Source organism: Steroidobacter sp. (genome assembly GCF_016790065.1).
Lineage (GTDB): Bacteria > Pseudomonadota > Gammaproteobacteria > Steroidobacterales > Steroidobacteraceae > Steroidobacter.
In genome coordinates this window covers 1-17,908 of the sequence record NZ_JAEUPY010000658.1, presented here as the reverse complement: position 1 = coordinate 17,908, position 17,908 = coordinate 1, and the positions used below count along the sequence as shown (strand labels likewise).

At 60.3% G+C, this 17,908-nt stretch carries 14 protein-coding genes; 13 read left to right on the top strand and 1 reads right to left on the bottom strand.

Annotation, left to right across the window (positions count from 1 at the left end):
- The 12 genes from JNL55_RS27195 to JNL55_RS27140 form a co-directional block, all read left to right on the top strand.
- Window positions 1-483, top strand: a 483-nt coding sequence (locus tag JNL55_RS27195; RefSeq protein ID WP_293861987.1) for an ATP-binding cassette domain-containing protein, incomplete at its 5' end; no start/stop codon positions are given.
- Entirely contained in the window at window positions 476-1,651 is a 1,176-nt protein-coding gene (locus JNL55_RS27190; RefSeq protein ID WP_293861984.1) for an ABC transporter substrate-binding protein, read from the top strand. The genes JNL55_RS27195 and JNL55_RS27190, both read left to right, overlap by 8 nt.
- Before the next feature lie 2 nt (window positions 1,652-1,653).
- Window positions 1,654-2,361: an ABC transporter ATP-binding protein gene (locus JNL55_RS27185; protein ID WP_293861981.1), complete on the top strand. Its 708-nt coding sequence runs from the start codon at window positions 1,654-1,656 to the stop codon at window positions 2,359-2,361.
- 2 nt (window positions 2,362-2,363) lie between these two features.
- Window positions 2,364-3,245 (top strand): branched-chain amino acid ABC transporter permease, encoded by an 882-nt coding sequence (locus JNL55_RS27180; RefSeq protein WP_293861978.1) that lies wholly within the window; start codon window positions 2,364-2,366, stop codon window positions 3,243-3,245.
- An 18-nt stretch (window positions 3,246-3,263) separates the two neighbouring features.
- Window positions 3,264-4,466 (top strand): ornithine--oxo-acid transaminase, encoded by a 1,203-nt coding sequence (rocD, locus tag JNL55_RS27175; protein WP_293861975.1) that lies wholly within the window; start codon window positions 3,264-3,266, stop codon window positions 4,464-4,466.
- Between the two features lie 152 nt (window positions 4,467-4,618).
- The gene (locus tag JNL55_RS27170; RefSeq protein ID WP_293861972.1) at window positions 4,619-5,872 is read left to right on the top strand and encodes a DUF1624 domain-containing protein; all 1,254 of its coding nucleotides are present in this window, start codon (window positions 4,619-4,621) and stop codon (window positions 5,870-5,872) included.
- A 106-nt stretch (window positions 5,873-5,978) separates the two neighbouring features.
- A complete protein-coding gene (locus JNL55_RS27165; RefSeq protein ID WP_293861969.1) occupies window positions 5,979-6,344 on the top strand; it encodes a PRC-barrel domain-containing protein in 366 nt (121 codons plus the stop codon).
- 170 nt (window positions 6,345-6,514) lie between these two features.
- Window positions 6,515-7,720, top strand: coding sequence for a M24 family metallopeptidase (locus JNL55_RS27160; RefSeq protein ID WP_293861966.1), 1,206 nt, complete (start codon window positions 6,515-6,517; stop codon window positions 7,718-7,720).
- Window positions 7,721-7,838: 118 nt separating this feature from the next.
- Window positions 7,839-9,464, top strand: coding sequence for an alpha-amylase family glycosyl hydrolase (locus JNL55_RS27155; protein ID WP_293861963.1), 1,626 nt, complete (start codon window positions 7,839-7,841; stop codon window positions 9,462-9,464).
- Between the two features lie 101 nt (window positions 9,465-9,565).
- On the top strand, window positions 9,566-12,352 hold the full coding sequence (locus JNL55_RS27150) for a TonB-dependent receptor (RefSeq protein WP_293861960.1): 2,787 nt from the start codon (window positions 9,566-9,568) through the stop codon (window positions 12,350-12,352).
- Between the two features lie 34 nt (window positions 12,353-12,386).
- A complete protein-coding gene (locus tag JNL55_RS27145) occupies window positions 12,387-14,078 on the top strand; it encodes an alpha-amylase family glycosyl hydrolase (protein WP_415923174.1) in 1,692 nt (563 codons plus the stop codon).
- Window positions 14,075-15,580, top strand: a complete 1,506-nt coding sequence (locus JNL55_RS27140) for an MFS transporter (protein ID WP_293861954.1) — start codon at window positions 14,075-14,077, stop codon at window positions 15,578-15,580. The genes JNL55_RS27145 and JNL55_RS27140 overlap by 4 nt, the downstream gene beginning before the upstream one ends.
- Window positions 15,581-15,588: 8 nt before the next feature.
- Here JNL55_RS27140 and azu read toward each other — a convergent pair whose 3' ends face one another.
- Window positions 15,589-16,050 carry an azurin gene (gene azu, locus JNL55_RS27135; RefSeq protein WP_293861951.1) on the bottom strand — a complete coding sequence of 154 codons (462 nt, stop codon included), beginning with the start codon at window positions 16,048-16,050 and terminating at the stop codon, window positions 15,589-15,591.
- A gap of 156 nt (window positions 16,051-16,206) precedes the next feature.
- On the opposite strand from azu, the gene JNL55_RS27130 reads away from it, so the two are divergent.
- A partial coding sequence (locus tag JNL55_RS27130; protein ID WP_293861948.1) for an autotransporter assembly complex protein TamA occupies window positions 16,207-17,908 on the top strand: 1,702 nt, incomplete at its 3' end.

Sequence of the window (17,908 nt, the reverse complement as noted above, 5' to 3'; positions counted from 1 at the left end):
TCCGCAGCTCGCGGCGTGCACTCCAATGTCGCTGTCGCTGAAGAAGCAGCCAAGCGCGAACTGGTGCGGGTCGGTCTGCTCGAGCACGCAGATAGCCTGGCTGGCAGTCTGGCGTACGGCATGCGCCGTCGATTGGAGATTGCTCGCGCGCTGGCGTGTGAGCCGACCTTCCTTCTATTAGATGAGCCAGCCGCAGGTTTGAATCCTGCCGAGACGCGCGAGTTGATGACGTTGCTGGCCGACGTTCGTAAAGAGCGCGGCATCGGCATCGTGCTGGTGGAACACGACCTGATGTTTGTGATGCAGCTGTGCGAGCGCATCCTGGTACTGGATCAAGGGCGGCTGATTGCCGACGGCACGCCCGCAGCGGTGCAGAGCCATCCGGCTGTGATAACTGCATATCTCGGCAGCCGCGCAGCGGCTAAGTCACTTGGCTCAGCGGGGGCAGTGGTGCAAACGAGTGAGGGGCTCTCCCATGGTTGAAGTGCGTCGAATTGGTGTTGCCGCTGTAGTCGGTGCTGTAGCGCTGGCTGTCGCAGGCTGCGGATCGAAGCAGGACGATGGCAGCATCGTCATCGGTGTGGTCACGGCGCAAACTGGAACGCTCGCGTCCTACGATCAGCCGTCGCTGGCCGGCTTTCGCTTGGCCATCGACGAGATCAACGCGCGGGGCGGCTTGGGTGGCAAACATCCGGTGAAGCTGCTGGTACGCGATACGCGCTCCGACACAGCGACCACCGCGTCAGCCACCCAAGAGCTGGTCGATGCCGGCGCGAAAATCATGATCACGCCGTGCGACGCCGATCCTTCCATCGTCGCCGGTCAGATCACGCAGCCGGCCGGTGTGCCGACGCTGACGTTCTGCGGTTCCTCGCCCATCCTGCCTGGTGCGGTCGGCGACATGATGTTCACGACTTATCCCACCGACAATCTGCAAGCTGCAGCGCTGGCCAAGTACGCCTACGAGAGCGGTTTGCGGAAGGTGTATCTGTTGGTCTCGCCGGACACGACTTATACGTCCGGGTTGCCGGAATATTTCGGCAGAGCGTTCACCACTCTTGGCGGCACGGTGGTGGGCAAGGGCAGCTATGCCATGAATCAGCCGGACTTCTCGGTGGCGGTGACCACCATCCGCAATCTGAAGGAAGCGCCGGATCTGATCATGACCGCGGCCTACGAGCCCGACTTCCCGGCGTTCATTCGTCAGTTGCGCGCCGCCGGTGTGAGCACGCCAGTGTTCGGAGCGGACGCGTTGGGCACGCCGACCATCGCCGGCTTGAACGAGTTGTCGAATGGCGTGGTGTTCACCTCCGCGGGTTGCTCGACTCCGGGCAGCAAGCTGGAGGAATTCAACCAACGCTTCAAACAAGCCGTGGGCCACGAGCCCAGCTCCGCGTATGAAGTGAACGGCTATGAAATCGGCTTGATTCTCGACGCCGCTCTGCAGGGCATGGATGAGGTGGACGGTACCAAGATTCGGGACGCGCTGGCCGATCTGGACAACTTCCAGGGCGTGACCGGCTCCATCACTTATCGCGGCACCCAACGGATTCCGGTGCGCTCCGTGGCGCTGCTGCGCTATGAGGGTGGCAAGGCGCAATGTGTGCAAGCGCTGACGCCGGCGGCCTCGGAAATTCCTGCTCCGCTGTAATCATGTTGCAAGCCGAAGGTATCAAGGTTCGTTACGGCGAGATCGAGGCCATTCATGGCGTCGACTTGACTGTGGGCGAGCGCGAAGTGGTCGCGTTGATCGGTGCGAACGGTGCCGGCAAGAGCACGACGCTCGGTGCCATCAGCGGTTTGTTGCCGACCACCGCGGGCAAGATCACTTTCGCGGGTAACGACGTCACTGGCTGGCCGGCGGACAAGATTTCCCGCAGCGGCATGGCGCTGACACCCGAAGGCCGGCGCGTGTTTGCACAGCTCACGGTGGCAGAGAATCTGATGCTCGGTGGCGCGGCTCACGCTGGTCGCGTTGAACGCATGCAGCGTCAAGATGAGTTGCTGGAGTTGTTTCCTATCCTGCGGGCTCGCATGACCCAGAAGGCGGGCAACATGTCGGGTGGCGAGCAGCAAATGTTGGCCATCGCGCGCTCGCTGATGTCGCGACCCAAGTTGTTGTTGCTGGATGAGCCGTCGCTCGGGCTGGCGCCGCAGATGATCGACAAGGTGTTCGATCTGATCGGCGCGCTTCGCAAGGCGGGCCTGTCCATCCTGTTGGTGGAGCAGAACGTGGCGCTCGCGCTAGAGATCGCGGATCGAGCCAGTGTGCTTCGTGGTGGCAGCATCGCACTGAGTGGCGATGCCGATGAGTTGGCTTCGTCCGATCTGGTGCGCCAGGCGTATTTGGGAGTGCACTGACCATGCTGCTTCAACATGTGGTCAATGCCATCAGCCTCGGCGGCATCTATGCGCTGCTCGCACTCGGGCTCGCCATCGTGTTCTCCATCGTCGGCCTGATCAACTTCGCGCACGGCGAGCTGATGACGGTGGCGGGCTACGCGATGTTGGGCGCGCTGATGTTCGGCATCCCGTTTCCGGCTGCAGTGTTGATGGCGATTGCGACGGCTGCGTTGGCAGCGATGGTGATGGAGCGAGTTGCGTTCCGTCCGATGCGAGGTGCCAGCGTTACCAGCTTGCTGCTGACCAGTTTCGCCGTGAGCGCCTTACTGAAAGTGATGTTTCAGAATGGCTTGTCGGCACGGCCGCAACCGCTGGCCATGCCGCAATGGATGACGGGTTCGTATCAGATCGGCGATGTGGCCATCGGGGTCGGGCCGACCATTTCCATCGTGATCTCGGTGGTGGCGCTGATCGGGCTGGAATTGTTCCTGCGTCGAACGGTGACGGGCACGGCCATGCGTGCCGCTGCCGAAGATTTCGCGGTCGTGCGCTTGATGGGTATCGCGGCCGGCCGCGTCATCGCCACGGCGTTCGCGTTGTCCGGCGTGTTGGCCGGCATTGCCGCTTTGTTGTGGGTGGCTCAGCGTGCTTCGGTGGATCCGTTGATGGGCAGCGTGCCGGTCATCAAGGCGTTCATCGCCACGGTGGTCGGGGGCTTGGGTAGCTTGCCGGGCGCGGTAGCGGGCGGGCTGTTACTGGGCGCGATAGAAATTGGCCTGGACGCGGTGTTGCCGCCGTCGGTTGTGCCTTATCGTGATGCCTTTGTGTTAAGCGGAGTCATCCTGATTCTGCTATTCCGTCCCCAGGGTGTCATTCCCGCCGCCACGGTTCGCCGCGGCTGATCCATTCTGGTGCCAAACATGACTTTATCCGCCAACGATCTTTATGCCATCGAGTCGCGTCTAGGCGCGCGTAACTACAAGCCGCTGGACGTCACGTTGACTCGTGGCGAAGGTGTCTGGGTTTGGGACACCGAGGGCAAACGCTATCTCGATTGCTTGTCCGCGTACTCGGCGCTGAATCAAGGTCATTGTCATCCGAAAATTCTGGCCGCGATGGTCGAGCAGGCGCAGCGCCTGACGCTCACCTCGCGTGCTTATCGTAATGATCAGCTGCCGCTGCTGTATCAGGATCTGGAAAAGCTCACCGGCGCGAAAATGATTCTGCCGATGAACAGCGGTGCCGAGGCCGTCGAGTCGGCCCTCAAGGTGACGCGTAAGTGGGGCTATGAAGTGAAGGGTGTGGCGCCGAACAAGGCCAACATCATCACTTGCTCCAATAATTTCCATGGCCGCACGCTGGGCATCATCGGCTTCAGCACCGATCCGCTCGCGCAAGGTAACTACGGTCCGTTCGCCGGTGGCTTCAAGACGGTGCCGTTCGGCGACTTCGACGCTTTCGCCGCTGCCGTCGACGAGAATACGGTGGGCTTCCTGGTCGAGCCGATTCAGGGCGAGGCGGGCGTGTTGCTGCCGCCGGCGGGTTATTTCCAGCGCGTGCGCGAACTGTGCACTCAAAAGAACGTCTTGCTGGTGTTGGACGAAATTCAGACGGGATTGGGTCGGACCGGCAAGCTGCTCGCGCAAGAGCACGAAGGCATCAAGTCCGATCTGACCTTGTTGGGCAAAGCGTTGTCCGGCGGTTTCTATCCCATCTCCGCGGTGTTGGCGAACAACGATGCGCTGGGCGTGTTGAAGCCGGGCACTCATGGCAGCACGTTCGGCGGCAATCCGCTGGCGAGCGCGATTGCTCGCGCGGCGCTACGAGTTCTGCACGAAGAAGGCATGATCGAGAACGCGCGAGTGCAGGGCGAATATTTCATTAATCAGCTGCGCTCGATTCGCAGTGATTTGATTCACGAAGTACGCGGTCGCGGTTTGATGGTGGCCATCGAGCTGCATCCGCATGCCGGCGGCGCTTACAAATATTGCGAGCGTCTGCGCGATCTGGGATTGCTTGCCAAAGATACGCACGTCGACACGCTGCGCCTCGCGCCGCCGTTGCCGATCCAACGTGCCGAGCTGGACTTCGCCGTCGAAGCGCTGGCGAAGGTTTTTAAATAACTAGTCTTTCTGCGGCGTTGCCCCAAGGTTCATCCTCGGGGCACCGCTTGCGCAGGTGCTAGCCGCTGACCAAAGTGGGGTGCGTGAGGCGCAGGGAACATGCGCCAATAGGCACCCCGGCTATCTCGTCCGGGATCCCTCTCGGAGTCAGCATGGATCACAGCGCCCAGGCCTCGGCGGTTGCACCCGAATTCGTCGGCGGCCGTAGTCAAACAACTTCGCAAACGACCCAGCAAACAGCTCTCACGCGGGCTGGCGCGTTGCGACTCGATGCTATCGATCTGTTGCGCGGTCTGGTGATCGTGCTGATGGTGCTGGATCACGTGCGCGATTTCCTGCACGCGCCGGCCTTTGTCTTCAGCCCGACCGACCTGACTCAAACCAATCCTCTGCTGTTCATGACTCGCTGGGTGACGCACCTGTGCGCGCCGACATTTGTGTTTCTGGCCGGCGTGTCGATCTTCATGCAACGAGCCAATGGCAAGTCGCCGGCCGAACTCAGCACGTTCCTGCTGACCCGCGGTCTGTGGCTGATCGTGCTGGAGTTCACGCTGGTGGGCTTCGGCTTCAATTGGGGCCCGCCGATGGCGTTCATGCAGGTGATTTGGGCTATCGGTGCCAGCATGGTGCTGATGTCGCTGGTAGTGCGATTGCCGGCGAGCGCGGTGGGCGCGTTGGGTGTTGCTATCGTCGCCGGTCATCAATTAGTCGCGTCGCTGATCGATGTCTCGCAGCTCGGTGCTTGGACACAGGCTTGGTTCTTCACCATGCAGCCGGGGCCGACGTTGTTCTTACGCGGCTTCATTCCTTATCCCGTGATTCCGTGGTTCGGCGTGATGTGCTTGGGCTACGGCTTGGGGTTCGTGTTCCGTCGGCCAGCGGCAGAGCGGCGTCGCAGCGTGCTCCGGCTCGGTGTCAGTTTTCTGATGGCGTTCGTGATGCTACGAGCCATCAATGTCTACGGCGATCCTGCGCCCTGGTCGGTGCAGTCGAGCCCGATCATGACCTTGCTGTCGTTCATCAACGTGTCCAAGTATCCGCCGTCGTTGCTGTACGTGCTGGTGACGCTCGGCACGTCGATGCTGTTGTTGGTGGCGTTGGACAAGCTTTCAGGCCCGTTGCAAAAGGTGCTGCTCGCCTTTGGGCGTACGTCGTTGTTCACCTATGTGATGCACATTTATTTAGTGCATGGGCTGGCCTTGGTGATCGGCACGCTGGGTGGGGTGCAGGCGTCGTACTACTTCAACTTCTTGTCGCGCTTCGGCGGTGCTGTAACTGGCGAAGGCTTCGAGCTGCCCATCGTGTACGCGACCTGGCTGCTGACGTTGCTGTTGCTCTATCCGCTGGCGTCTTGGTTCGCGCGTGTGAAGCGTGAGCGTCGCGATTGGTGGCTTGGCTACATGTAGTTTCGGCGTCGGTTGGCGCCGACCGGCAGACAGTAACTTCTGAAGGAACTCGCAACGGCTCCGATCATTGATTTGCCACAGGCGCAATTCATCAGAGGAGTCGAGCATGCCTACTTCAAGCGGCCACACCACGGCCATCCGAGCCAAGAAAGTCATCGGCACGGCGGTGAAGGATCCCACCGGTAACAAGATCGGCGAGATCGAAGATGTGGTGTTGGATAAGACGTCCAACAACATCATGTTCGCCGCGGTCAGCTTTGGCGGTTTTCTCGGGATCAATGAGAAATATCATCCCATCCCATGGAACCTGCTGAAGTATGAGAAGGACGAGAGCGGCTACGTGGTCAATCTGACCAAGGAGCAGTTGCAGTCGGCACCGGCCGATTCGATCTCGGAATTGACCAAGGACGACGGCGTGTCTTATCGGAACCGGGCCTTCGAGTACTACCGTTCACCCCGCTACTGGGAATAAGTCTTCCCATTCGACTGACGCGCTGACGAGCGGCCCCTGCGGTGGGCCGCTCGTTTTATTTTGGACTCCCGAAATCCTGGCCCCATCCTGGCCCAACCCTGCACCAGTCCTGAGTGCGACGGACAAAAATACCTTGCAAATGGTATGAAAACGTCGATAGCATCGATGCCATGCTGCGCATTTCTGCGCGGCCGGAGAGTCCGTTGCCTCACCCTATTTTCCAGCAGACCGAGTTCGACTCGCGCCTGGCGCAAACCCGTGCCGTAATGTCGAGTCGTGGACTCGATCTGCTAATTCTCACCGACCCCTGCAACATCTATTACCTGTGCGGCTACGACGGCTGGTCGTTCTACATGCCGCAGGTCCTGCTGGTGCCCGTGGCCGGTTCGCCCGTGTGGGTCGGACGGCGCATGGACGCTCACGGGGTGCGGCTCACCTCGTGCCTGGCGGCGGAGGACGTGGTCGGCTATCCCGAACACTTGATCCAGAACGAAGTCGAGACGCCGTTCGGCTTCATCGCTCAGACCATTGCCGAACGCGGCTGGCAGGCCAAGCGCGTCGGTATCGAGAAGCAGGGCTACTATTTCTCAGTGGCGAGCTTCGAGACCCTGGTCGAGGAGCTGCCCGGGTCGGAACTCATCGACGCGTCGTATCTGGTCAATCGGGTGCGCTTCATCAAGTCGCCGCAAGAGATCGGCGTGATGCGGCAGGCCGCTCGGTTGTTGGAGGCAGCGATGACTGCCGCGGTCGATGTGATTCGTCCTGGCATGCGTGAATGCGACGTTGTCGCCAAGATTTGCGAGGCGCAGATCGGCGGCGTGCCGGATGTCGGCGGCGTGTATTGCAGCACCCCGTCACTCGTTATGTCCGGTGCACGAGCCGACACGCCGCATCTACCTTGGACGGACGAACGCTTGGCGGCGCAAACCACCGTCAATCTCGAACTCATGGGCAATCGCTTGCGCTATCAAGTGCCGATGGGTCGCACGGTGGTCATCGGCGAACCGGCGCCGGTCATGTTGCGGTTGGAGTCGGTGGCGCTGGAGGTCATCGACAACATCCTTGCGTTCGTCAAACCCGGCATGATCTGCAGCGATGTGAGCGACGAAACTCAGCGCATCCTGCGTCGTCATGGCATCGCCAAGGAATCTCGCTGCGGCTATTCCATCGGTATTGCCTTTCCTCCTACCGGCGGCGAACTCACCGCGAGCTTGCGTGCTGGCGACACTACGGTGCTCAAGCCTGGCGCCGTCATCCACTTCCTGCCGGCGATCTGGGCCGATGGCGGCAGCATCGTCATCAGCGAGCCGCTGCTGGTGACCGAGAGCGGCGTCGAATGCTTGGCCAACGTACCGCGCCGACTGTTCTACTGCTGACAATCATTCTCGGCCACCCCCGCCGATGAATACGTATGCAGCCTGTCGAGTGTGACGGGCTGCTGCGGTTACTCTGAGCGCGTTATAAAAACGGCTCGAGATCGGGGGATCCTAGTCGATGTCAGTTCCGCCCTGGTGGCGCGGCGGTGTGATCTATGAGATCTATCCGCGCAGCTTCGTCGACAGCAATGGCGATGGCGTGGGCGATTTGCCCGGCATCGTGCAGCGGCTGGACTACGTCGCCGAACTCGGCGTCGATGCGATCTGGATTGCGCCGTTCTTTCGCTCACCCATGGCCGACTTCGGCTATGACGTCGCCGACTATCGCGCGGTCGATCCGTTGTTCGGCAGCATGGCGGACTTCGATCGGCTACTGGCACGAGCCCATCAGCTCGGCCTGAAAGTCATGATCGATCAGGTGCTCAGCCACACCTCAATCGAACACGAGTGGTTTCGTGAAAGTCGCCAGAGTCGCGACAATCCCAAAGCAGATTGGTATGTGTGGGCCGAGCCCAAGCCTGATGGCTCGCCACCCAACAATTGGTTGTCCATTTTCGGCGGCGTGGCGTGGCGCTGGGAGCCGCGGCGGCGCCAGTACTATTTACACAACTTCCTGTCGTCCCAGCCCGATCTGAATTTTCATCAGCCCGAGCTGCGGCGCGCGGTGTTGGACAACGTGCGCTTCTGGCTCGACAAAGGCGTGGATGGGCTGCGGCTGGACGCCATCAACTTTTGTTTTCACGATCAGGCGCTGCGTGACAATCCGCCCAAGCCGATGTCGGAACGCACCACTCGCGGCTTCAGTCCGGAGAATCCGTACGCTTATCAATATCATCGTTACGACAACACGCAGCCCGAGAATCTGCAATTCCTGACCGAGCTGCGGGCTTTGCTGGATGAATATCCGCAGACGGCGTCGCTGGCGGAAATTTCTTCAGAAGATTCGATTGCCACCACTGCCGAGTACACCACCGGCAATCGTTTACACATGGGGTATAGCTTCGAACTGTTGTCCGAGGAATATTCGGCCGGGCACATTCGCAAGGTGGTCGAAGGGTTCGAGGCCAAGCTCTCTGAAGGTTGGCCGTGCTGGGCGTTCTCGAATCATGACGTTCGGCGTGTAGTCACTCGCTGGGGCGGCTCAAACGCTTCACCGCATCTAGCCAATCAGCTGGTCGCCTTGCTGTGCTCGTTGCGTGGCTCGGTTTGTATGTATCAGGGCGAAGAGCTGGGCCTGCACGAAGCCGCTGTGCCGTTCGAGTCGCTACGCGATCCTTATGGCATCGCGTTCTGGCCGAACTTCAAAGGTCGCGACGGTTGTCGCACGCCCATGCCGTGGAATAACAGCGAATATGCGGGTTTCAGCACCGCTCGGCCGTGGTTGCCAGTCGCAGCGGAACATCGCGCCGTGAATGTCGAGAGTCAGCTGACGGATCGGCATTCGGTGCTCAGTAACACTCGCGCATTCTTGCAATGGCGCAAGCGACATCCGGCGCTGCGTTGGGGCGATATCAAGTTCGTCGACGTGCCGGAGCCGCTGTTGGCGTTCACTCGTTGCAGCGGCGACTCGCGCCTCTTCGCGATATTCAACTTGTCCCCGGACACGCTGCAGGCAGTGGTGAACTTGCCGGCAGGAATGCAACAGCTGGACAGCGCCGGCGTCGTGTCGGGCGAACTGCATGATGGTCGGCTGACTCTTCCGGGGCATGCCGTGGTGTTCGCTACGTACGAGGTTCCTTCATGAATACGTATGCATAGCGTTGTCCCAGCCGCAGTCACGGTCCTACGATGGCCGAAAATGATCACAGTTGCCGGCGCGCCGGCAAACACATGGGGGATAGTCAGATGAACGCGATGAGTAATCGGCGACTGGCGCGCACGATCGCGCGCATTTTAGGGAACGCCGCAGCTGTGACGCTGGCGTGCGCGACGGCCGCTCAGGCCGCCGAACAACAAAGTCCATCCAGCAGCAGTGACTTGGAAACTGTGGTCGTCACCGGCATTCGCGCCGGCATCGAGGCGGCCGCCGAACTCAAGCGGGATTCCAACAGCATCGTCGAGGCGATCTCGGCGGAAGACATCGGCAAGCTACCCGATACCAGCATCGCCGATTCGCTATCACGCTTGCCCGGTCTGACTTCGCAGCGAGCAGAAGGCCGCGCGTCTGCAATCAGTTTGCGCGGCACGGATCCGGGTTTCACCACGGCGCTGCTGAATGGTCGTGAGCAAGTGAGCACCGGCGACAATCGCAGCATCGAGTTCGATCAATATCCTTCGGAACTGTTGAGTTCAGTGCTGGTGTACAAGACGCCGGACGCACAGTTAGTCGGGCAGGGTCTGGCCGGCACCATCGACCTGCGTACCACGCGCCCGCTCGACTTGAATCGTCGCGCCATCGTGATGAACGTGCGCGGTGAAATGAATTCGCAGGATGACATGGGAGCGGACTCCGACGAGAAGGGCTACCGCGCCAGCTTCTCTTACATCGATCAGTTTCTGGACAACACCCTCGGCGTGACTTTCGGGTTCGCACATCTCGAGTCGCCGTTGGCCATCGAAGGTGCCGGCAGCTACGAGCCTTGGCATCCGAACACACTCGCCAGCGACGCATTCAACTATCACCCCGAAGTGCCCGAAGGTGTGTATGTCACCAACGGCATGAAGATTCGCGCCGACATGGGCGAGAACCGTCGCGATGGTGCCATGGCGGCGATTCAATGGCGGCCGAGCGATCATTACGAGACAGTGCTGGATCTGTACTACACCAAGCGCAAGCAGACCGACAATGCGCGCAGCTTGGAAGTGAACTTGGGTAACTATCCGATTGCCGGCACCGGCTTTGCCAACGCCATCATCGAGAACAACACCGTCATCGGCGGCAATCTGCTGAACCGAGTGCCGTTGGCGCGCAACTTTCTGTTTAAGACCGAGGATGAGATTTTCGCAACCGGTTGGAACAACCAATTCTTTGCCGGCCAATGGACCTTCAGCGCTGACCTGAGCTACTCCAAGGCCGAGCGCGACGAAGAGCAATACGAAACCAACGCCCAATACGTGGCCGGTGGCACGTCCAACATTTCAGATTCGGGATTCTTCCGCTTGTCGCGCCATGACATGCCGACACTGAATTTCAATCTGAACTATGCCGATCCGAATAGCGTGCGGCTCGGCCCGACCATCTATGGCGCCGGCTACAGCAAGATCCCGCACATCGAGGATGAGCTGAAGTCGGGTCGTATCGACGTGGTGCGCGAGCTGGATGGCTGGTTGTCCAAGGTTGCCGTCGGTGCCAACTATTCGGATCGCACCAAAGACAAAGTGCAGCCGGAAGGCAATCTATCCACGCGCAACAATGCTTACTACATCGTTGGCGGTGAGCATTTGTTGTCGCCGACCAATCTGGGCTACGCCAATGCCAATCGCACGTTGGCGTGGGATGTGTTGGGTGTGCTGGGGGCTTACTACAACCCCATCGTGTATGGCACGCCGGATCAACCGGGCTTCGCTTATTTGGTCGGCAAGAATTGGTCGGTCAACGAAAAAGTCACCACCGGCTACGTGAAGGGCGATCTGGACTACGAGTTGTCCTCGAATCTGACTTTACGCGGCAACATCGGGGTGCAAGTGGTGCAGACCGATCAAAGCTCCGATGCGCTTCGTTTGGAGAACGGCGCGCCCGTGCCTTATAGCGATGGCAAGGACTTCACCGATGTGCTGCCGGCCATCAATGTCGCATTCATGCTGCCGGCGGAGCAGGCGATTCGGGTTGGCGTCGCCAAGGAAATCGCGCGTGCTCGCATGGATCAACTCAAAGCTTCCAGCGAAATCGGTTATGACGCGGCCACCGGCTTGCCGGGCGGCTCCGGCGGCAATCCACGACTCAATCCGTGGCGCGCATATGCCTATGACGTTTCCTATGAGCGCTACTTCGGGCCGAATGCCTATGTGTCGCTGGCTGGCTTCTACAAGAAATTGAAGACCTACATCTACAGCCAGACCACGGCCGACTACGATTTCTCGGAGTTCCTGGCGAGCTTGCCAGCCGATTACTTCGACGGCCTGCCGCCGGGCGTGACTATTCCGACCACGGGTCGTTTCACCCAGCCGGTGAACGGCGAGGGCGGCAACCTGAAAGGTGTGGAATTGTCGGTGGCACTGACCGGGGAGCTGTTCACCGATGCGTTGAGTGGCTTCGGTACGCTGCTGAGCATTTCCAGAACCGAAAGCAGTATCAGTGTTCAGGATCCGCCGAACAATCAGTTCACCGGCGGCAATGGGCTGGGTACGATTCCGCTGCCGGGTCTGTCGAAGACGGTGTGGAATGCGACGGTGTACTACGAGAACGCCGGATTCTCGGCGCGCGTCGCGACTCGCTCACGTTCTGAGTACATCGGTGAAGTGACCAACTTCGCCAACGACCGCGCCTTCAAGTATGTGAAGGGCGATCAGATCACCGATGCTCAGCTCGGTTACGAGTTCGGCGCCGGTGCACTGGAAGGATTGTCCATTCTGCTGCAGGTCAATAACCTGACCAATGAACCGTACATTGCCTACTCGGTCACCGAGACTCGGCAGCAGGACTACCAGCAGTACGGTAGACAGTATTTGCTCGGCATCAATTATCGGCTCTGACAACATGCGATTACAGTTGACGTTCCTATGCGCGATGCTGAGTTGGTGGGGTGGGTCGAGTGTGGAGGCGCAGGATGCCGGCGCCTTCCGCGCTCGGCTGCCGCAAGATGAAGTCATCTATTTTTTGTTGCCGGATCGGTTCGAGAACGGCGATCCGCGCAACGATCGCGGCGGCCTCAAGGGCGACAAGTTCAAAACCGGTTTCGATCCCAGCCACAAAGGGTTCTATCACGGTGGCGATCTACGCGGCCTGATCTCGCGGCTCGACTACATTGAAGGGTTGGGCGCCACTGCCATCTGGCTCGGGCCCATTTACAAGAACAAGCCGGTGCAAGGCGCGCCCGGTCAGGAGTCCGCCGGCTATCACGGTTACTGGATCACCGATTTCACGCGCGTCGACGATCACTTCGGCACCCAAAAGGAAATGAAGGAGTTCGTCGATGCCGCGCACGCGCGGGGCATCAAGGTTTATCTGGACATCATCACCAACCACACAGCGGATGTGATTTCGTATCGCGAGTGTCCAGGCACCGAATGCCCTTATCGCTCACGTGCCGACTATCCCGAGAAAGCGTACGAACCGTTGGTGTCGCCCGCCGAAGCCAAGGTGAAAGTGCCAGCGTGGCTGAACGACCCGGTCTGGTATCACAACCGCGGCAATACCACGTTCCGTGGTGAGAGCAGCATCATGGGAGACTTCGCGGGTCTCGACGATGTCATGACCGAGCATCCGCGCGTGGTGCAGGGATTCATCGAGATCTTCGGCAAGTGGATCGAGGACTTCGGTGTCGACGGCTTCCGCATCGACACGGCTCGGCATGTGAACCCGGAGTTCTGGCAGGCATTCTCGCCGGCGATGTTGGATAAGGCGCGGGCGCGGGGCATTCCTAACTTTCATATCTTTGGCGAAGTGTTCACCGAGACCATCGATGTGGCGCCGTTGGCTGTGCATACGCGGGTCGATCGATTGCCCGCAGTCTTGGACTTCGCATTCCGCGCGGGCGTGGTCGAGACTCTGACCAAAGGCGCGGGGCCGGACAAGCTGACGACCTTGTTCCAAGGCGATGCTCTTTACGAAGGCGGCGCACCGACTGGGCTGCAACTGCCGACCTTCATCAGCAATCACGACGTTGGCCGCTTCGCGCATTTCGCACGCAAGAATCTGCCCGGCGCCAGCGACGCGGAACTGTTGCAACGGACGCTGTTGGCGCACGCGATGATGTTCACCTTGCGTGGCGTGCCAGTCATCTATTCGGGCGACGAGCAAGGCTTTACGGGCGACGGCAACGATCAAGATTCACGCGAAGATATGTTCCCCAGCAAGGTCGCCGTCTACAACGACAACGTGTTGTTGGGAACCAAGGCAACCACGGCGGAGAGCAACTTCAATCGTAGCCATCCGCTGTATGTGGCGATTGCCGAGATGGCGGCACTTCGCAAGGAACATCCGGCGCTGCGTCGGGGCCAGCAGATCGTTCGTAACTACGACGAGAAGCCCGGCTTGTTCGCCGTGTCTCGTATCGATCCGCAGACCCAGCGCGAGATCGTGATCGCCTTCAATACTTCCACCGAGCGGTTGCAGGCCAATGTGGAGATTGACTCACGCTGGCGCGCCTTCCGTTCGCTGAAGGGCACGTGTGCTCCGACGCCCAGAGTGCCGGGCAGCTATAGCGTGACGCTGGAGCCCTTGAGTTACGTGGTGTGCGCGGCGCAGGATGGGACATGAGCCGCACGCAAAAGCCGACGCTGTCGTTCTGGCAAATCTGGAACATGTGTTTCGGTTTTCTGGGCATTCAGTTCGGCTTTGCACTCCAGAACGCCAATGTGAGCCGCATTTTCCAGACCCTGGGCGCGGAGCTGGAGCAAATCCCGATGCTGTGGGTGGCGGCACCGCTGACCGGGCTGATCGTGCAGCCCATCGTCGGCTATTTCTCTGACCGTACCTGGACGCGGCTCGGCCGCCGGCGGCCGTATTTTTTCTTCGGCGCCATCGCGGCCAGCGTGGCGCTGTTGTTCATGCCGAATTCGCCGACGCTGTGGATTGCGGCCGGCCTGCTGTGGTTGCTGGATGCATCCATCAATGTATCCATGGAACCGTTTCGCGCCTACGTGGGCGATCAGCTGCCGCCGAAGCAACGGCCCGCGGGCTATGCCATGCAGAGTTTTTTCATCGGCGTGAGTTCGGTGATTGCCAGCATGTTGCCTTGGATACTGACGCGGCTGGGCGTGGACAACACCGCGCCGTCGGGCGAGATTCCGGACACCGTCAAATATTCGTTTTATTTCGGCGGCGCCATGCTGCTCGGTGCAGTGAGTTGGACAGTCTTCAGTACGCGGGAATATCCACCGGAACAGCTGGCCAACTTCGATGACGCAGGCGTCGTGCACCAGAAGCCACTCGATGTGGGCAGAGCGCAGCGTGACGGAGCGGTGTGGCTCGGCGGCGGCGTGGTGGGGCTGTTAGCCATCTTCCTGTTGAAGTTGGAGCCGCAGCTGTATCTGCTTGCGGGCGGCCTCACGGTGTATGGAGTGGCGCTGCTGGTGCTCAGCAATTCGCGATCCAGCAACATGTTCACCACCATCATGAGCGACGTGCACGACATGCCCGAAGCCATGCGCCGACTGGCGGTCGTGCAATTCTTTTCCTGGTTCGCGTTGTTTGCCATGTGGATCTACACCACCGCCGCAGTCACTCAGGTGCATTTCGGCACTACCGACGTGGGCTCGGCTGCATACAACGAAGGCGCGAACTGGGTCGGCGTGTTGTTCGCGGCTTATAACGGTTTCGCGGCGCTGGCTGCCATCGTGATTCCGTTCATGGTGCGCCGTTGGGGTTTGCGGGTGAGCCACATGATCAATGTCTGGCTCGGCGCTGCGGGCTTGTTGGCGTTTCTAGCGATTCGCGATCCGCAATGGTTGCTGGTCGCGATGATCGGCGTGGGCTTTGCGTGGGCCTCGATTCTGTCGCTGCCCTATGCGTTGCTATCCGATAATTTGCCCGCCGCCAAGATGGGCGTGTACATGGGCATTTTTAATTTTTTCATTGTGATTCCGCAGTTGCTGGCGGCCAGCGTATTGGGTTTTTTACTGCGGACTTTCATGGGCGGCGCGCCGGTGTACGCGCTGGCCGTGGGCGGTGCCAGCCTGTTGTTGGCTGGCTTCGCCGTGCTACGAGTGCGTGAACCGGAGCGAGCAGCGGGAGTGCCGCTCGCTTCCGCACCGTCGTAGCTGAGTCATCAGCCGAAGGTCAGCTTGCCCTTCATCACCGACCAGTGGCCGGGGAACGAACAGAAAAAGGTGTAATCGCCGCCTTTTTTCAGCTTCGACACCGGGAAGGTCACGCTGTCGGACTGGCCGCCGCCGATCACCTTGGTGTGCGCGATCACGCGTGCATCGTCCTTCGGCACATAGTTATTGGGCAGACCGGCCGACATGCCGGCAGTGGCCACGGCCTGGAACACCGAGGTCTCGGTCAACACCCAATTGTGGCCCATGGCCTGCGCCGGCAGCTTGCCGGAGTGCTTCAAAGTCAGCTTCACTTCGGTGCAATCGGCCGCCACCGCCAAGGTCGGATGGTTGAACTGCATGGCGTCGTTGCCTTCGATGCTCAGCTCGCAAGTCTTGGCGTAGGTGAGCGGCGCGAAGACGCTCAGGGCGCCGAGCAGAACAGTGGACGCAAGAATTTTTGAGATTGTCATCGGATTACCTGCTGAAGCGGTTAGAGTTCGCGGGGACGGATTGTCGGGCGCGGCCGGCGCGCTTTCAAGCTCCCGGCGGCCCACTCGTGGAACTACCGGGGCATTGAAACGTCCCTACTGGATGAAATCGGATTCCCACCCCTGGCTGTTCGGCGCATGACTGATTTGTGGATGTCCGGCGGCCCGAGGTTCGGGGTTCGCGCTACCGGCTTACTGGCGATGTCGCTGTTCTGCGCCGCGACTGCACTCGCTGACCGCGTCACTGTCACTGTCAACGGCTTGGACGAAGCCATTCTCGAATCGGCGCGCGCCAATCTCGAGATCAAGCAATACGAAGAACGCGATGTGTCGGCGGCCGAAGCGCGGCGGCTATTCGATCGCGGCAAGGAGCAGTTGGCGCGCTCGTTGGAGCCTTTCGGCTACTACAACCCGAGCGTCGAAGCGCGCCTGGAACGGCCCGAACCCGGGAAGTTCCACGCCATTTACGACGTGAAGCGCGGCGATCCCGTCATCGTTCAGGCTGCGAGCATCGAAGTGACCCCGGAAGCGCGCGAGCTCGAGCCGGTCAAGTTGGCACTGTCGCGCTTCGAACCCAAGAATGGCGAGCGTCTGGATCACGGCGCTTACGAGCGCAGCAAGCAACAGATCGCCGCGGCTTTGGCCAACGATGGTTACTTAACTGCGCAACTGGTGCGCCATAAAGTGTCGGTGGTCCGCAGCGCCAATACCGCGGATATCGATCTGGCCTGGGACGCTGGCCCGCGCCACCGACTCGGCGAATTGCGCTTCTCCCAATCGCAGTTCCCCGACCGATTCCTGCAAAAGTACAAGCCGTGGAAGGACGGCGAGTACTACTCCGCGGACAAATTGTTGTCGCTGCAGCAGGCGCTGGTCGATGCAGACTATTTCACATCGGTGGCGGTGGCGCCGGATATGGAAAAGGCAGCCGACGGGGTGGTGCCCATCGATGTGATGTTGATCCCGGCCAAGCGCACCGTATACACCGCCAACCTGTATTTCAGCACCGACTCCGGTCCCGGTACCAAGCTGGGCGTGCAGCGTCGTTGGTTGAATCAGCAAGGCCACAAGCTGGGCGGCGAGATCGAATATTCCTCGCGCCTGCAGGAAATCAGTACCAAGTATCAGATTCCCAAGCCCGGCCTGCCCAATCGTAACTACACCATCGGTGCGGGTTATCGCGACGAAGAGACCGACTCCAGCCGCTCACGCATGGCGCGACTCGCTGCCAATGAAGTCACGGATCGTTGGAAAGGCTTCACGCGCACGCTGGGCATGCAGTACTTGAATGGCGATTTCGAGATCGCCGATCAACAAGGCTCCACCAGCTTGCTCTATGCCGAAGGTTTGCTGACGCGCAAGCAAGCCAACGATCGTAACTTTCCCTCGTCCGGCTACTCGCTGTTGTACGGCCTGCGCTTTGCGTACGAGTCGTTGTTGTCGGATACCAGCTTCACTCAGCTGCGTGCCGAAGGTAAGTGGCTCAAGAAAGTCGGTGACGATGGTCGCGTGCTAGTACGCGCCGCGCTCGGCGCCATGCTGGTCGATGACTTCAATGCCCTGCCGCCCGAACTGCGCTTCTTCGCCGGTGGCGACCGATCCGTTCGCGGCTTCGATTATCAACAGATCGGCGAGACCAACGACACCGGCGGCGTCATCGGCGGCGAGTATTTGGTGGTGGGCAGTGCCGAGTACGAACATTTCTTCCTGCCCAACTGGGGCGCGGCGGTGTTCGTGGATGCCGGCGACGCTTTCAAATCCAGCTTCGCCGCCAACGTCGGTGCGGGCATCGGCGTGCGCTGGAAATCACCCATCGGCCTGGTGCGCGTCGACATCGCGC

Excerpts from the sequence above, each read along its gene's own strand:
- JNL55_RS27190 (WP_293861984.1), top strand. The coding sequence starts at position 476 with ATGGTTGAAGTGCGTCGAATTGGTGTTGCCGCTGTAGTCGGTGCTGTA.
- JNL55_RS27185 (WP_293861981.1), top strand. The coding sequence starts at position 1,654 with ATGTTGCAAGCCGAAGGTATCAAGGTTCGTTACGGCGAGATCGAGGCC.
- JNL55_RS27180 (WP_293861978.1), top strand. The coding sequence starts at position 2,364 with ATGCTGCTTCAACATGTGGTCAATGCCATCAGCCTCGGCGGCATCTAT.
- rocD (WP_293861975.1), top strand. The coding sequence starts at position 3,264 with ATGACTTTATCCGCCAACGATCTTTATGCCATCGAGTCGCGTCTAGGC.
- JNL55_RS27170 (WP_293861972.1), top strand. The coding sequence starts at position 4,619 with ATGGATCACAGCGCCCAGGCCTCGGCGGTTGCACCCGAATTCGTCGGC.
- JNL55_RS27165 (WP_293861969.1), top strand. The coding sequence starts at position 5,979 with ATGCCTACTTCAAGCGGCCACACCACGGCCATCCGAGCCAAGAAAGTC.
- JNL55_RS27160 (WP_293861966.1), top strand. The coding sequence starts at position 6,515 with ATGCTGCGCATTTCTGCGCGGCCGGAGAGTCCGTTGCCTCACCCTATT.
- JNL55_RS27155 (WP_293861963.1), top strand. The coding sequence starts at position 7,839 with ATGTCAGTTCCGCCCTGGTGGCGCGGCGGTGTGATCTATGAGATCTAT.
- JNL55_RS27150 (WP_293861960.1), top strand. The coding sequence starts at position 9,566 with ATGAACGCGATGAGTAATCGGCGACTGGCGCGCACGATCGCGCGCATT.
- JNL55_RS27145 (WP_415923174.1), top strand. The coding sequence starts at position 12,387 with ATGCTGAGTTGGTGGGGTGGGTCGAGTGTGGAGGCGCAGGATGCCGGC.
- JNL55_RS27140 (WP_293861954.1), top strand. The coding sequence starts at position 14,075 with ATGAGCCGCACGCAAAAGCCGACGCTGTCGTTCTGGCAAATCTGGAAC.
- azu (WP_293861951.1), bottom strand. The coding sequence starts at position 16,050 with ATGACAATCTCAAAAATTCTTGCGTCCACTGTTCTGCTCGGCGCCCTG.